The organism is Janthinobacterium sp. GW456P, from assembly GCF_002127655.1.
In the GTDB taxonomy this organism is placed as follows: Bacteria; Pseudomonadota; Gammaproteobacteria; order Burkholderiales; family Burkholderiaceae_D; genus Janthinobacterium.
In genome coordinates, this window is sequence record NZ_NEHB01000001.1 from 324,825 (window position 1) to 340,237 (window position 15,413).

Annotated in this window: 8 protein-coding genes; 4 read left to right on the plus strand and 4 right to left on the minus strand. The window is 64.1% G+C overall.

From position 1 onward, the window contains the following. The first annotated feature begins 11 nt into the window (after positions 1 to 11). Positions 12 to 755 carry a helix-turn-helix transcriptional regulator gene (locus CBW66_RS01330; RefSeq protein ID WP_230491979.1) on the plus strand — a complete coding sequence of 248 codons (744 nt, stop codon included), beginning with the start codon at positions 12 to 14 and terminating at the stop codon, positions 753 to 755. Between the two features lie 24 nt (positions 756 to 779). Here the strand turns inward: CBW66_RS01330 and CBW66_RS01335 are convergent, their stop codons facing one another. Together CBW66_RS01335 and CBW66_RS01340 are read right to left on the minus strand one after the other, a co-directional pair. Continuing rightward, complete coding sequence (locus CBW66_RS01335; RefSeq protein WP_086136287.1) at positions 780 to 2,234, minus strand: DUF3999 family protein; 1,455 nt, start codon at positions 2,232 to 2,234, stop codon at positions 780 to 782. Continuing rightward, entirely contained in the window at positions 2,231 to 5,392 is a 3,162-nt protein-coding gene (locus tag CBW66_RS01340; protein WP_086136288.1) for a DUF2339 domain-containing protein, read from the minus strand. Before CBW66_RS01340 ends, CBW66_RS01335 begins: the two co-directional genes overlap by 4 nt. 246 nt (positions 5,393 to 5,638) lie before the next feature. On the opposite strand from CBW66_RS01340, the gene CBW66_RS01345 reads away from it, so the two are divergent. Next, positions 5,639 to 7,525, plus strand: coding sequence for an MFS transporter (locus tag CBW66_RS01345; RefSeq protein ID WP_086136289.1), 1,887 nt, complete (start codon positions 5,639 to 5,641; stop codon positions 7,523 to 7,525). A 3-nt stretch (positions 7,526 to 7,528) separates the two neighbouring features. Here CBW66_RS01345 and CBW66_RS01350 read toward each other — a convergent pair whose 3' ends face one another. After that, entirely contained in the window at positions 7,529 to 9,070 is a 1,542-nt protein-coding gene (locus CBW66_RS01350) for an ATP-binding protein (RefSeq protein ID WP_086136290.1), read from the minus strand. A gap of 7 nt (positions 9,071 to 9,077) precedes the next feature. Beyond that, entirely contained in the window at positions 9,078 to 10,568 is a 1,491-nt protein-coding gene (locus CBW66_RS01355; RefSeq protein ID WP_086136291.1) for an ATPase domain-containing protein, read from the minus strand. 444 nt (positions 10,569 to 11,012) lie between these two features. On the opposite strand from CBW66_RS01355, the gene CBW66_RS01360 reads away from it, so the two are divergent. Together CBW66_RS01360 and CBW66_RS01365 are read left to right on the plus strand one after the other, a co-directional pair. After that, on the plus strand, positions 11,013 to 12,233 hold the full coding sequence (locus CBW66_RS01360) for an efflux RND transporter periplasmic adaptor subunit (protein ID WP_086136292.1): 1,221 nt from the start codon (positions 11,013 to 11,015) through the stop codon (positions 12,231 to 12,233). Between the two features lie 15 nt (positions 12,234 to 12,248). Next, entirely contained in the window at positions 12,249 to 15,413 is a 3,165-nt protein-coding gene (locus CBW66_RS01365) for an efflux RND transporter permease subunit (protein ID WP_086136293.1), read from the plus strand.

The window sequence follows — 15,413 nt, forward strand, 5'->3', positions numbered from 1 at the left end:
AAAGGAAGTGCATGCCGCAAACCCACGCACTGATTGAGGCCCTGAAACGCCTGTTGAAGGCGCGCGCCGTCACGTATGCCGAGCTGGCGCAGCGCATCGGCGTGTCCGAAGCCAGCGTCAAGCGGATGTTTTCGCAGAAGCAATTTACCCTGCAGCGGCTGGACCAGATATTGGTCGCCGTCGGCAGCGATTTCCAGCAGCTGGCGCTGGCCGTGCAGTCAGCCCAGGCCGCGCCCACCCTGATCACGGGACTGACGTATGCGCAGGAAAAGGAAATCATCGAAGACACCCGGCTGTTCGTGGTGGCCGTCTCCGCCCTGAACCTGTTGCCGCTGGAACAGATCGTCGCCATCTACGACATCAGCGAAGCGCAAGCGGTGAAATACCTGCTGCGCCTGGATAAAATCGGTTTCCTGGAACTGCTGCCGAATAACCGGGTCAAACTGCTGGTGGCGCGCACCTTCGCCTGGATACCGAATGGCCCGATCCACACATATTTCAAAAAGGAAGCCTATGGCGACTATCTGAATTCGCAATTCGATGGTGAAACGGAACTGCTGCGCCTGGTGAACGTGATGCTGTCGAAGAAATCCACGGCAGCCTTGCTGGAGCGTTTGAAGCAAGTCGCGGTGGAATTTTCGCAGCAGCACCAGGAAGACGCGCGTCTGCCTGGCGACGAGCGTCTGGCCATCAGCTTCATGCTGGCGGCGCGTCCCTGGATGCCGCAGACGTTCAAGGCGTTGCTGCGGCAGTGAGGCAGCAATGGCGCGGCCAAGCGGCTAATGTTCCTGCTTGTCCGTACTGCCTTGTTCCTCTTTCATCTGCGTCAGCAGGCGCCAGGCAAAAAAGCCCAGCACGCCCACGCCCAGCAGCAGTGCCGCCCACAGTGCGGCCAGGCGCCACGGCACCCCGTCCTTGGTGGCGCGTGGAGGGGCCTGCGCGCCAGCGTTGGGCTGGAGCGGGCCGGCGCTGGCCGTCTTGAGCGCCAGCAATTCGTCTGCCTTGAAGCCGGGCGCCACCTGCGACAGCGGCTGCGCGACGGCGGCGGCGTTGCTGTTGCCGAATGCCAGCTGATAGGGCGGCTTGCCGCTGGTCAGGAAGACGACAGTGGCGGGTGTCCAGCCCAGGCGCACAGCGGGTGCATTGCCGGCCGAGAGCGGGTGTTCCGTGGATGTCTGCAGTACCCATTCTCCGGTCTGCGTCACGGGCATGGCCAGGTCGCCCGAGATCCGTTCCTTGCCATCGAGGCCGATGCGGTAAAACGTCGTGCTCAGCAGGGGATCGAAATACGCGCCTTGCGCTGGACGTGCCTGCTGGCGCAGGTGCAGCCGATGCCGGGGAACATAGCTGTTCTGGCGATACACGCCCAGGGTCACGGGCAGCACCGTATTGGTCTGCGTCAATTGCAGGGCGATGCTGTTGGCGGGAATGGCGAGGGGCGTGGCGTAGCGCCATTCATTGTCCTGCTTGCCGGGCACGCCTTGCAGCACGACGCTGGCGCGCGGCGCGGCGATGTCCGTTTCGCTGACGGCTTGCGCCGTGATCGCCGCGAAGGCCAGCGGTTCGCCCGCTTGCCAGCTCAGGCGTGCATAGCGAAATGCGCGCGGCGCAAAGGCGATGCTGTCGTTGGCCAGGGTTTGCGTGTCGCTGTTGCTGAGCCAATTCAGGGTGGTGGTGCCGATGGCGTCCCATTGCTTCAGGTCGTCGCTCACTTCCAGCAGCACTTGCGCACTGTAATTGTCCGTGCGGGCCGGCGGCGTGAAGCGCAGGGCGGCGATACGCTTGTCTTGCGCCTGCTTGCCCAGGTCGAGGATCAGCGCCTGCAGTGCGGCCGTGGCCGCTGCCGTGCCGGCGCGCGTGCTGACCGACAACAGCCGGCCATCGTCGGCTGTGCGGATATCGATGCCTTGCAATCCATCGCCAGTTGCCGGCGTGCCCGTCACGGGGAAGATATGGGCGGGAATGTTCGTGCGCTGCGTGGCCGATTGCGCGGGCGGTGCACCGATGGCATAGGCGAGGCGCTTGCCGTCGGCGTCGAACAGGCGCAGGTCGGCCAGGCTGGCCGAGCTGGCGTGCAGGTAGACTTCCCTGGGCAACGATAGCTGGACGATGCCCGCGCCGGCCGGCGACTGGATGGGCATGCTCCAGCGATAGTCCTGCGGCCGGTCCTGGCCGGGCGCGGCCAGCGCGGCGCCTGCCAGCAGCAGGCTGCAACAGATGAATATGGGTTTCATGCGGCTCCCGGTTGCGGTTCGGCTGGCGCTGCTGCGGCAGCCTTGGGGAAAGGCGCCAGGTAGCCGATCACAACCATCAGCAAGCCCACGCCCACGAAAGAGATGATGCGTTCGATGCCGCCCACGTTCGACAGGTCGATCAGGAACAGTTTCACAACAACCAGTCCCAGCAGCACGGCGCCCATGCTCCATTGCTGGCGTCGCTGCTGACGGGCCGCATGGCGCATCAGCAGCAGGGCCGTGACGCTCCACACGAGCGACAGCATCGCTTGCACGAACTGCGAGGCAAGCATGGCGTCAAACGTGTAGGGCACGCCGAGGTAGTGCGACACCGTGCGCAGCAGCATCAGGTTGAACCAGCCATACAGCAAGCACGCGGCCACGACGGGCAAGCGCGCCTGCCACAGGGACGGCAGCGGGATCTGACCGGCAGGGAATAAACGGTAGCTGGCAACGGCCAGCAGCACGGCAAAGCCCGTGCTCAGGTCCAGCGGATTGAGCAGCGGCAAGTAGGGCAGCGGTGCCATGGAACCGTCGTCGAGCAGATTCCAGGCGGCGATCAGCAGCAGCGACCACAGCGCGCCCAGCGGTATCAAGGTGCGTTGGTACCACGCGGCAATCGGCGCGACCGGCCAGGCGCCGGCGCGGCAGCGGCGGATCAGCCAGGCCAGTACCAGCATCATGGCCCAGGCCGGCAAGTAGCGGGCCCAGGCGGGGCTGACGCTGTCTTCATGCCGCGCCAGCCAGGTACCGACCTGCATGGCGCCCACGGGCCACAGCATCAGCCATGGCGCGGCCGTGCGCAGCGTATGCAGCAGGCGCAGTGCGCGCACGTCGAGTGGCCAGCCCGCTTGCGGCCAGGCCCGCAGCAGGTATTCGCCGGCCGCCAGTGCGCAGGCCAGCGCCAGCCAGCTCAAACCCGTCGGCAGGTAGTCGCGCACATACAGCGCCAGCAGCAGCTTGGCGCTCCACAGGCCCAGGGCTAGCCAGGCTGCCACGGTCAACCAGCGCAGTTGCGGCCAATCGAGGCGCCGCGCCAGGATGGCGAATACGGGCGTCGTGACGGACACGGCGATCAGGTACAGCGCCAGCCAGTGCTCGCCCGCGTGCGGCTGCATGGTCAGGTCGCCGTCGATCAGGCGCAGCAGCCAGCTGGTGAAGGGCACGAGGATGGCGGCAAACCACAGCAAGCCGCTCCAGACCAGCAGGGGGCGCGCGGCCAAGGCCAGCAGTTCGTCGCCGCCACGCGCGCGCAGCATAAGGAAACGGGCGCTGGCAAAGGCGGCGCCACCCAGCAGCAGTGCGCTGAGGAAGGAGCCGCCGAACAGGCTGGCCGGGTGCTGGTCCCAGGCCCAGCTGGCGTGGCTGAGCATGACCATGCCGGCCAGTATCTGCACGGCCAGCAGCAGCGCGCGCGGCGCATGCCATTGTTCGCGCCGCGCCAGCACCGCCAGCAGGGCCGCCACTGCCAGCGCGCTGAGCGTCAGCAGGTTCAGTTGCGTGGCGGCGTCCGTGCGCAGCAGGATCTCGCTCCAGACACCGCCCAGCAGCCAGACCGTGGCGGCGGTCAGGAACAGCACGGACATGCTGCTCATGAACTCCGGATGCAAGTGGCTGCCATGGCGGCGGAAATTGTAGGCCATCACCAGCGCGGCGGCGGCCAGCAGCGCGCAGCCGAGCCAGATGTTGGCCTGCAGGGCCGATGCCGTATTGAGGTCCTGCATGGCGGTGAGGAAGGCAATCCACGCGGCCCCCTGCACCAGCAGGCCGAAGGCCCAGGCCAGGGTCTGGCGCTGGCGCAAGCCGACCCAGACGATGCCCGCGCCTTCCAGCGCCCAGGCGGCCGACGTCCAGCGGCCATCGAGGGCGAACGGGATGGCCAGGGTGCCGAACACGATGCCCAGCACGAGGAAGGCTTCGGCCAGCAGTTTGAAGCCGTTCCTGCGCCACAGGGTCACGGCTAGTCCCGTGTAGGTCAACCCGGCGGCCAGCGCGGAAAACGCCAGGCCAAATTCAAAGTGCCGGACCAGGCCGTATTGCAGGCCCATGGCCGCCAGCGGCGTGCCGAACACGAGCGTGCCATCCACGTAGTGTTTCAAGCGCGGCGCCTGGCGCGCGCAGTAGGCGATGGCGATGCCGATATAGAACAGCACGAACAGGAGCAAAAACAGTTGCGTCGACAGGTAGTGCTCGGGCGTGTAGCGCAGCAGACCCCAGGTGGTGGCGACGACGAAGGTGAAGCCAAAGCTCAGCACATTCAGGACGCGCCAGGCGCGTTTCAGGGCGATGGCGAAGACGCCCGCGTTGAGCAGCGCGTAATAGCTGAACAGGCCGATATGGTTGCCGCTGCCCGTCGACACGAGCAGGGGCACGGCAAAGCCGCCGACGATGCCGAAGACGGCCAGCCAGACGGCGTTTTGCAGCACGGCCAGCAAACACGTGAACGCCGTCAGCACGAACAGCACGGCAAACGCCAGGCCGGCCGGGATCAGTTCATACAGGCGGAAGGCGCCGAACGTCACCAGCATCAATATCGCCAGCGCCGTGCCCTGCAGCGGCAAGCTGATGCCGGGGCGTTTGATGCGGATGCGCCAGGCCCAGGCCAGCAGGGCGATGTCGGCCAGCGCGATGCCGGCCAGGCGCAACTCGATGGGCAGCGTGACCTGCGCCGACACATACTTGAGCAGGAAGCTGACGCCGAGGAAGAGGATCAGCAAGCCCAGCTTGGCGACCAGATTGCCGGTAAACAGCCAGTTCTTCGCCTTGGCAAACAGGCCATCCGGGCGCGCGATCCAGGAGGGGGTGTTGGCAGCGGCGGGAGCAGGCTTGGCGGGTGCTGGTTTGGCGGGAGCCGGCGCGGCCTTTGCCAGTTCGACCTGCTCGGTCCTGGCCGCTTGCGGCACCGGTGTCGGTGTCGGCGCGGCAGTCGGTACAGGCGCCGGCACAGGCGCCGGCACAACACGCTCCTTGGCGGGCGGGGCAACTGGCGCGTCGGTCTGGCCTTCCAGCGCTTGCAGGCGCTGCTCGATGCCGCTGACTTCCTTGCGCAGGCGCGCCGTCAGCAGCTCCAGATCGGCCACCTTTCTGCGGTACTGCAATGCCAGCACGAAGGCGGTAATCAGCAAGCCTAGGATGAACAGCGTGATCAATCCAAACATGGAGTAGCTTTCCTGGAAGGGCAGGGCGAAGGCGCCCTAAGTATGCGCACATTACCTTATTATCAAGAGACAGGCGATTTCTGTTGTGTCAGGGCAAGTACCGGGGACGGCGTCAGGAAGACATGGCCAGCATGGCGTGGCAGGCGCTTTTCCGTATTGACGCCAAGCAATATGACGACATTCAGATTGTCGCGCGCAAGATAGTGCTGTATTTTAGCCATTCCTTAATTGCCGGTTCCCCATGCCATGAGTCAAAGCAGCCAGTTTTCCTTATTGTCGCAGCGCCGTTTCGGGCCTTTCTTCTGGACCCAGTTCTTTGGCGCCTTCAACGACAATCTGTTCAAGACGGCCCTGATGGTGATCCTCGCCTACGATGCGCTGAGCTGGACCACGCTCGACCCGTCCACCATCACCAATCTGATACCCGGCCTATTCATCCTGCCCTACGTCGTGTTTTCGGCCACGGCGGGCCAGCTGGCGGATAAATTCGAAAAGGCGGGCCTGGCCCGCTTCGTCAAATGGATGGAGCTGGCCATCATGGCCGTGGCGGCCGCCGGCTGGATGACGCATACCCTGTGGCTGCTGGTGGCCGCCGTGGTCGGCATGGGCGTGCATTCGACCCTGTTCGGCCCCGTCAAGTATGCGTATCTGCCGCAGCAGCTGAAACCCGAGGAATTGGTCGGCGGCAATGGCCTGATCGAGATGGGGACGTTTGTCGGTATCTTGTTGGGTGAAATTCTCGGCGCCGTGCTGATCGTGCACAAGCCGCTGGGCGTGGAACTGGTGGCCGGCGCGACGATCGCCGTGGCCGTCTTCGGCCTGATCGCCAGCTACCGCGTGCCGCGCACGCCGGCGCCGGAGCCGGACTTGAAGGTGAGTCTGAACTTCGTCGCCGAATCGTTGCGCAACCTGAATTTTTCGCGCAAGAACCGCCCCGTCTTCCTGGCCATGCTGGGCAACTCCTGGTTCTGGTTTTACGGCGCCCTGATCCTGGCCCAGTTCCCCGTGTATTCGAAGGATTTCCTGCATGGCGACCACAGCGTGTTCGTGCTGCTGCTGACCGTGTTTTCCGTCGGCATCGGCACGGGTTCCCTGCTGTGCGAGCGCCTTTCCGGCCACAAGATCGAAATCGGCCTGGTGCCGTTCGGCTCCATCGGCCTGTCGCTGTTCGGCATCGACCTGTATTTCGCCAGCAATGCGTATGTCAACACGCAGGTGGTCGATGCGCTGGCGTTTGTGGGCCAGGCGGGCGTGCCGCGCATCCTGATCGATATCGTCATGATCGGCGTGTTCGGCGGTTTCTTCATCGTGCCCCTGTTCGCCCTGATCCAGACGCGCTGCGACCCGAAACACATTTCGCGCACGATCGCCGGCATGAATATCCTCAACGCGCTGTTCATGGTGGCGGCGGCCGGCGTGGCCATCGTGCTGCTGGGCAAAGGTTTCACCATCCCGCAGTTGTTCTTCGTCACGGCGATTCTGAATGCGCTGGTGGCCGCCTACATCTTTTCGCTGGTGCCGGAATTTCTCATGCGCTTCCTGGCGTGGATACTCATCCAGACCGTGCACCGCGTGAAAGTCGTTGATGGCGAGCGCATTCCCGCGGAAGGGGCGGCCGTGCTGGTGTGCAACCACGTCAGCTATGTGGACGCCATCGTCATCATGGCTGCCAGCCCGCGCCCCATCCGCTTCGTCATGGACCACCGCATCTTCAAGATGCCGCTGATGGGCTGGATTTTCCGCACGGCCAAGGCGATTCCCATCGCGCCGGCCAAGGAAGACCCCTTCCTCATGGAAAAGGCCTTCATCGATATCGCGCAAGCGCTGCATGAAGGCGAGCTGGTGTGCATCTTCCCCGAAGGCAAGCTGACGCGCACGGGCCAGATCAGCGAATTCAAGGGCGGCATTGCCAAGATCGTCGAGCGCAGCAAGGTGCCCGTGATTCCGCTGGCGCTGCGCGGCTTGTGGGGGCATTTGCTGAGCCATCGCAACGGCCATTTGTTCGAACGCGCCTTCAAGGCGGGCTTGCGCTCGCGTCTGTCGCTGGCCGTGGGCATGCCCGTGGCGCCCGAGGCGGCCACGCCGGAATTGCTGCAGCAAAAGGTGCAGGAATTGCGCGGCAAATGGAAATAAACGCTATGGCGTTTGCGTAACCGTCCCTTCCTGCCGCGCCAGGTGCGCGCGCAGCAGGGCGGCGATGGCGTCGAAATCCACGGGTTTCGTCAGATGATGGTCGAAACCGGCTTGCTCCGTGCGTACGCGCGCCTCGCCCTGGCCCCAGCCCGTCAAGGCGATCATCAGCACATCGCGCCCGTGCGCACGCTGGCGGATCTGGCGCGCCGCTTCGTAGCCATCCATGTCTGGCATGCCCAGATCCATCACGACCAGTTGCGGCCATATCTCATCGACGGCTGCCAGCGCCTGCGCGCCGCCATACGCGACCTGGGCGGCATAGCCCTCGAGCTGGAACAGGCTTTGCAAGGAATCGGCCGCGTCGCGGTTGTCATCGACCACCAGCACTGGCACGGGCTGGCCCGCGCTGGCATCCGGCTCGCTGCCGGCGGCGGGTGGCGCGGCGGGCGGGGCACCACCGGCGCTGGCCGGCAAGGTGACGATGAAGCGGCTGCCGCGTCCGGGGCCGTCGCTGTAGGCCTCGATGCTGCCGCCATGCATTTCGGCAAATTGGCGCGCCAGGCTCAGGCCGATGCCCAGGCCGCTGGTCATCTGGCCGGCCACCGTGCGTCCCTGTTCGAACATGGAAAAGATGCGCGCGATGGCGTCCGGGTCGATGCCGATGCCATTGTCTTCGATGATCACCTGCAACTGGCCCTGCGCCAGGCACGCCGTCATTTGGATGAGCCCGCCGTCCGGCGTGAACTTCACGGCATTCGAGACGATATTGGCAAAGATCTGCACCACCCTGGCATAGTCGGCGTGCAATGTCACGGCATGCGGCGGCATGGCGAGGGTGATGCGGATGTGCCGGCTGCTGGCCGCTGGCTGGCATAGTTCGATGACATGCTCGAGCACTTGCTGTAACTCAAACTCCTTGCGCTGCAGCAGGACCTTGCCGCTGGTGATGCGCGCCACGTCGAGCAAGTCGTCCACCAGCCGCGTCAGGTGCGTCACCTGGCGCTCGATCACGTCGCTGACCTTGCCGACCTGCGCCGATGCGGGGAACAGGTGCTTGAGCAAGGCTACCGACGACTTGATGGGCGCCAGCGGATTGCGCAATTCATGCCCGAGGCTGGCAATGAATTCGTCCTTGCGCCGCTGCGTCTCGCGCAACTGGTACTGGCGCTGGCGCGCGCGCAGCATGGCGTGCGCCGAGGTGATCAGGGTCAGGATGTGCACGGGGCGTTCCAGCAGGGTCAGGTTGCCCAGGGTGGAGATAGCTTGCCGCACGGGCAGGGAATCGAGTCCCGCGTGCGTCAGCAGGATGATGGGCAAGTCGGACCAGTCCGGCTGCTGCCGGGCATGGGCGTCGAGCACGGAGTAGACGCCAGCATGCAGCGCCTCTTCCACCGTCAGCACGCCGCCGGCGCCCAGCGCCAGTTGCTCGGCCAGTTCGCCGGGCGAGCGGCAGGCGTGGCTGGCGATGGCGCTGCCCGCCAATACCGTGCCGGCCAGGACGGCATCCTGGCCGGCAGGCGCGTAGATGAGGATGCGCTGCTCCATGGCATTCCTAGGGGAAAGGCGTGCCGCCGATGGTGGGCAAGCCCGACAGGATGCCGTGAAAGCCGGCCAGGGCCGGGCCGATGCGGATGCCCTGCGGGCTGATCTCGAAACGGCGAATGCTGCGCTCGTGCGCGCTGTCGCGTTTCTTGAAGACGGAAATGGCTTGCCGCACCTCGCCTTCCGTTTCGTAGTAGCGCAGCATGATGACGCTGTCGGCCAGGTAGCTGGCGTCGGCCGCCGTCGTCATCGCGGTGCCCAGCATGTTTTGCTGCACGCCGACGAGCAGGGTGGCCACGCCGTGCTGGCTCAGGTAATTGAGCAGTTCATGCAGGTAGGTGCTCTGGAAGCGTTCATCGGGCACGGCATGCATGTAGCCGTTCAGGCTGTCGATGACGAGCACCTTGGCGCCCCGCTGCGCCGCGTCGACCACGGCCTGGGCGAATTCGCCCGGCGTCAGTTCGGCCGGATCGATCTGCTGTGCGCTCAGCAAACCCGTGTCGAGCGCCTCCTGCAGGCGCATGCCCACGCTGTCGGCCCGGCTCAGGAGCTTGCTGCGCGCTTCCTCGAACAGGAACATGGCGCACGGTTCGCCGCGCTTTGTTGCCGCGTGCACGAATTGCGCCGCCAGGGTGGACTTGCCGCTGCCGGCGGGGCCGGAAAGGAGGGTGCTCATGCCTTCTTCCAGGCCGCCGCCTATCATGGCGTCGAGTTCAGGCACGCCGCTCGACAGGCGCCGGTGGCCGCCATCGCGGCGCGTGTCGGCCGCCACCAGGCGCGGATAGACGACCAGGCCGTCGCGGGCGATCTTGTAGTCGTGCGTGCCGCTGCGAAACGGCACGCCGCGGTATTTCACCACGCGCACGCGGCGCCGGTCATTGCCGTAGTCCTGGTTTTGCAGTTCCAGCGAGATCACGCAATGGGCCACGCTGCGCACTTGCAAGCCGTCGTCGAGCGCGGAACGGTCGTCGATCAGCAAAGTGGTGCAGTGCCGGCTGGCCAGGTATTGTTTCAAGGCCACGACCTGGCGCCGGTAGCGCAGGGGGTTTTCCGCCAGCAGCTGCAGTTCGGACAGCGAATCGAGCACGAGGCGGGCCGGGCGGTGTTTTTCGATGGCGGCCAGGATGCGCTGGTTGGTCGAGGCCAGTTCGATTTCCGACGGGTGGAAGATCGTGTACTGGCGCTCGGGGTCGAGGATATCGTCGCTGGGCGCCACTTCTTCGATGGCGATGCCGGCCAGGTCCCAGCCGTGCGACAGGGCGGCGGCGCGCAATTCGATCTCGGATTCGGCCAGGGCGAGATACAGCACGGACTCGCCGCTGCGCGCGCCCTCGGCCAGAAATTGTAGCGCCAGGGTGGTCTTGCCTGTGCCGGGCACGCCTTCGAGCAGGTACAGGCGCTCGGCCAGCAGGCCGCCCGTCAGTATGGTATCGAGGCCGGGGATGCCCGTCGACAGCAGTGGCGGCGCGTCCAGGCCGCCCGCGCCATCGTCTTGCGCCATTCCTTGCGCCTGTGCTGTCGTCATCGCGTCCTCGCTTCGCCACGCTGTGGTCAATATAGTAGCGCGTCCGCCGCAGCATGTCTTTTCGATACCATTGGTAAATAATTACTGCGTCGTGCCTGCCGCCAGGGTGCGCTGTTGCGTCCGTCTCGATCTGTTCAGCAAAGAAATCTTGACCCTGCTAAAGTAATCACTCATTCCAACTTTCCCGCTTTGCCGTTTTGCCACCGCCAGCCTGTTTTTCGAAGGATTCTGCTGGTGCGCCACTGCTGTTGTTGTCACCATTAAATTGCATCATTAGCAACATTAAGCGCTTATAGGTTACTTTGTTTCAATTGTAACGATGCTTGACGATTTTAGAATGATCGTTCATTCTTTGATCTGCGTTAATAAATTTAGTCATTTCTAACGACACTAGCCAGCTTCTTTTTCAGAAAGTCCAAGATGCAACCAACCTTTTCCCTGACGTCGCCGCGTACGAGCGGCGCTATTGCCGTTCTGTGCGCCACTGTAATCATGGCCGGCTGCAGTAAAAAACAGGAAGCACCTCACGCGCAGCAAGCGCCGCAGGTGGTCGTGTTTACTGTTAATCCGGCCGCGTTGCCGATGAGCGCCGAATTGCCCGGCCGCACGAATGCCTACCAGGTCGCCGATGTGCGTCCGCAAGTGGGCGGTTTGATCCAGAAGCGCCTGTTCGTCGAAGGTAGCGATGTGAAAGCGGGCACGGCCCTGTATCAAATCGATTCCGCCACTTACCAGGCCGCCGCCAATTCGGCCAAGGCCGCGCTGTCGAAAGCCAAGGCCAACCTGCTGACGGCCGGTCCGAAAGCGTCGCGCTACAAGGAACTGGTGGCCATCGAAGGCGTGAGCCGCCAGGAATACGATGATGCCGTCGCCGCCTTCGAGCAAGCCAAGGCAGATGTCGAGTCCGCCACCGCGGCGCTGGAAACGGCGAACATCAACCTGCGCTACAGCACCGTGACGGCGCCGATCAGCGGCCGCACCAGCCGCTCGAGCGTGACGGCCGGCGCGCTGGTCACGGCAGGTCAGGCCGAAGCGCTGACCACCGTGCAGCAGCTCGACCCGATCTATGTCGACGTGACCCAGTCGAGCACCGACCTGCTGCGCCTGAAACGCCAGATGGCCGACGGCTCGCTGAAAAAAGTGGGCGAAGGCCAGGCCAAGGTCGATTTGATCTTGCCGGACGGCAGCAAGTACGGCGAATCGGGCAAGCTGCAGTTTGCCGGCGTGACGGTCGATCCGACCACGGGCAATGTGATCTTGCGCGCGCTGTTCCCGAACCCGAAAGGTGAATTGCTGCCAGGCATGTACGTGCGCGCGCAGCTGGAAACGGGCGTGGACGAGAAAGCCATCACCGTGCCGCAAGTGGGCGTGACGCGCAACCAGAAGGGCCAGGCCACCGCCATGATACTGAACAAGGAAAACAAGGTCGAGCAGCGCGTGCTGACCACCAGCGGTACCGTCGGCACCAACTGGCTGGTGACCTCCGGCCTGGCCGCAGGCGACCGCGTGATCGTGGAAGGCTTGCAAAAAGTCAAGCCAGGCGCCCCAGCCGTTGCCGTGCCGGCCAAGGCCGAAGCTGCGCCAGCGCCAGCGCCCGCCGCTGCCGCTTCTGCCGCCGCATCGGCTGCCAGCGCCCACTAATCCAGGAGAATATTAATGGCCCGTTTTTTCATTGACCGCCCGATTTTTGCCTGGGTGGTCGCGATCGTCATCATGCTTGCCGGCGTGATTTCGATCCTCAGCCTGCCGATCGCGCAGTACCCGAGCATCGCCCCGCCGTCGATTTCGATCAGCGGCTCCTACCCTGGCGCCTCCGCCAAGACCGTGGAAGATGCGGTCACCCAGGTCATCGAACAAAAGATGAAGGGGATCGACGGCTTGCGCTATATGTCCTCGTCGAGCGATGCCACCGGCGGCATCAGCATTACGCTGACGTTTACCAGCGGCACCAATCCCGATATCGCCCAGGTGCAGGTACAGAACAAGCTGCAGCTGGCCACGCCGCTGCTGCCGACGGCTGTCACGCAACAGGGTCTCGTCGTGTCGAAAGCCACGAAGAACTTCCTGATGGTGTTCGGCTTCATTTCCGAAAACGGCAAGATGGACCAGACCGACTTGAGCGACTATGTGGCCGCCAACGTCGTCGATCCGCTCAGCCGCGTGCCGGGCGTGGGCGATGTGACCCTGTTTGGTTCGCAGTACGCCATGCGTATCTGGCTCGACCCGGCCAAGCTGCAAAGTTTCAACCTGACCCCGGCGGACGTGATCACGGCCGTGCAGGCGCAGAATGCGGAAGTGTCGGCCGGTGAACTGGGCGGCACGCCGTCCGTCAAGGGCCAGCAGCTGAACGCCACCGTGTCGGCGCAAAGCCGCTTGCAGACGGCGGAGCAGTTCGGCGCCATCTTGCTGAAAACCACGACCAACGGCGCCATGGTGTACCTGAAGGACGTGGCCAGCATGGAACTGGGCCGCGAGAACTACAACACCGTGGCCCGCTACAACGGCCATGCGGCCACCGGCGTGGCGATCAAGCTGGCGACGGGCGCCAATGCGCTCGATACGGCCAATGCGGCGAAAGCCATGCTGGGCAATCTGAGCAAGCAATTCCCTGAAGGCATGAGCTACCAGGTGGCGTTCGACACCACCCCGTTCGTGAAACTGTCGATCGAGGAAGTGGTCAAGACCCTGGTCGAAGCGGTGATCCTGGTATTCCTGGTGATGTATCTGTTCCTGCAGAACTTCCGCGCCACCCTGATCCCGACCATGGCCGTGCCGGTCGTGCTGCTCGGTACCTTCGGCATCCTGAATGCGTTTGGCTATTCGATCAACACCCTGACCATGTTCGCCATGGTGCTGGCCATCGGCCTGCTGGTCGACGATGCGATCGTGGTGGTGGAAAACGTCGAGCGCGTGATGAGCGAAGAGGGCTTGTCGCCGCTGGAAGCGACGCGCAAGTCGATGACGCAGATCACGGGCGCGCTGGTCGGTATCGCCATGGTGCTGTCGGCCGTGTTCGTGCCGATGGCCTTCTTCGGCGGTTCGACGGGCGTGATTTACCGCCAGTTCTCGATCACGATCGTCTCATCGATGGTGCTGTCCGTCGTCGTCGCGCTGGTGTTTACGCCGGCCCTGTGCGCCACCTTGCTCAAGCCGGTCGAAAAAGGCCATCACGCCAGCAACAAGGGCTTCTTCGGCTGGTTCAACCGCAGCTTCGACCGCAGCAGCACCAAGTACCAGGGCATGGTCGGCGCGATGATCACGCACCGCGCCCGTTCGATGCTGCTGTACGTGCTGTTGCTGGCCGGCCTGGTGTTCATCTTCATGCGCCTGCCGACCTCGTTCCTGCCGGAAGAAGACCAGGGCATCCTGTTTACGCAGATTCAATTGCCGACGGGCGCCACGCAAGAGCGCACCCTGAAAGTGATCGAGCAGGTCGAAGACCACTTCATGAACAGCGAGAAAGACAACGTCGCTTCCGTGTTTGCCGTCGCCGGTTTCAGCTTCGGCGGTAACGGTCAGAATACGGGTATCGCCTTCGTGCGCCTGAAAGACTGGTCGCTGCGCAAGGACGTGGCGCAGAAAGCGCCGGCCGTGGCCGGCCGCGCCATGGGCAAGTTGTTGCAGATCAAGGATGCGATGGTGTTTACGTTCGCCCCGCCTGCCGTGCTGGAACTGGGTAACGCCACCGGTTTTGACATGCAGCTGCAGGATATCGGCGGTGTCGGCCATGACGCCCTGATGGCGGCGCGTAACCAGTTGCTGGGCATGGCGTCGCAGAATCCGGCCATGGTCGGCGTGCGCCCGAACGGCCAGGAAGATACGCCGCAGTACAAGATCGACATCGACCAGCAGAAAGCTACCGCGCTGGGCTTGCAGATCTCGGAAATCAACCGCGTGCTGAGCGTGGGCTGGGGTAGTTCGTATGTGAACGACTTCCTCGACCGTGGCCGCGTGAAGAAAGTCTTCATGCAAGGCAATGCCGAATCGCGCATGCTGCCGGAAGACTTGAACAAGTGGTTCGTGCGCAACACGGCTGGCCAGATGGTGCCGTTCTCGGCCTTCGCCACCGGCAAGTGGATTTATGCCTCGCCACGCCTGGAACGCTACAACGGCTTGCCGTCGGTAGAGATCCTCGGTACGCCGGCGCCGGGCCAAAGCACGGGCGCCGCCATGAACGCGATGGAAGAGATGGTGGCCAAGCTGCCGCCAGGCATCGGTTTCAGCTGGACCGGCGTGTCGCTGGAAGAGCGCGAATCCGGTTCGCAGACGCCGCAGCTGTATGCGCTGTCGCTGCTGATCGTCTTCCTGTGCCTGGCCGCGCTGTATGAAAGCTGGTCGATTCCGTTCTCGGTGCTGCTGGTCGTGCCGCTGGGCGTGATCGGTGCCGTGCTGGGAACCTGGTTCTTCGGCCTGTCGAACGACGTGTACTTCCAGGTGGGCTTGCTCACGGTGGTGGGCCTGTCGGCGAAGAACGCGATTCTGATCGTCGAGTTTGCCAAGGAAATGCAGGAATCGGGCATGTCGCTGCTGGACGCGACCTTGCATGCGGTGCGTCTGCGTCTGCGTCCGATCCTGATGACCTCGATTGCCTTCGGCCTGGGCGTGTTGCCACTGGCTATTTCCAGCGGCGCCGGTTCCGGCAGCCAGAACGCCATCGGTATCGGCGTGCTGGGCGGTATGTTGACGGCCACGTTCCTCGGTATCTTCTTCGTGCCGGTGTTCTTCGTGCTGGTGCGCGGCTTCTTCTCGAAGCCGGGCGCGCCCGCCACGCCGGCGACGCCTGGTTCGCCAGCCGTCACGCTTTCCAAGGATGCACATTAA

Bases quoted from the DNA above. Each gene is read 5' to 3' on its own strand.
- CBW66_RS01330 (WP_230491979.1), top strand. From the start codon at position 12: ATGCCGCAAACCCACGCACTGATTGAGGCCCTGAAACGCCTGTTGAAG.
- CBW66_RS01335 (WP_086136287.1), bottom strand. From the start codon at position 2,234: ATGAAACCCATATTCATCTGTTGCAGCCTGCTGCTGGCAGGCGCCGCG.
- CBW66_RS01340 (WP_086136288.1), bottom strand. From the start codon at position 5,392: ATGTTTGGATTGATCACGCTGTTCATCCTAGGCTTGCTGATTACCGCC.
- CBW66_RS01345 (WP_086136289.1), top strand. From the start codon at position 5,639: ATGAGTCAAAGCAGCCAGTTTTCCTTATTGTCGCAGCGCCGTTTCGGG.
- CBW66_RS01350 (WP_086136290.1), bottom strand. From the start codon at position 9,070: ATGGAGCAGCGCATCCTCATCTACGCGCCTGCCGGCCAGGATGCCGTC.
- CBW66_RS01355 (WP_086136291.1), bottom strand. From the start codon at position 10,568: ATGGCGCAAGACGATGGCGCGGGCGGCCTGGACGCGCCGCCACTGCTG.
- CBW66_RS01360 (WP_086136292.1), top strand. From the start codon at position 11,013: ATGCAACCAACCTTTTCCCTGACGTCGCCGCGTACGAGCGGCGCTATT.
- CBW66_RS01365 (WP_086136293.1), top strand. From the start codon at position 12,249: ATGGCCCGTTTTTTCATTGACCGCCCGATTTTTGCCTGGGTGGTCGCG.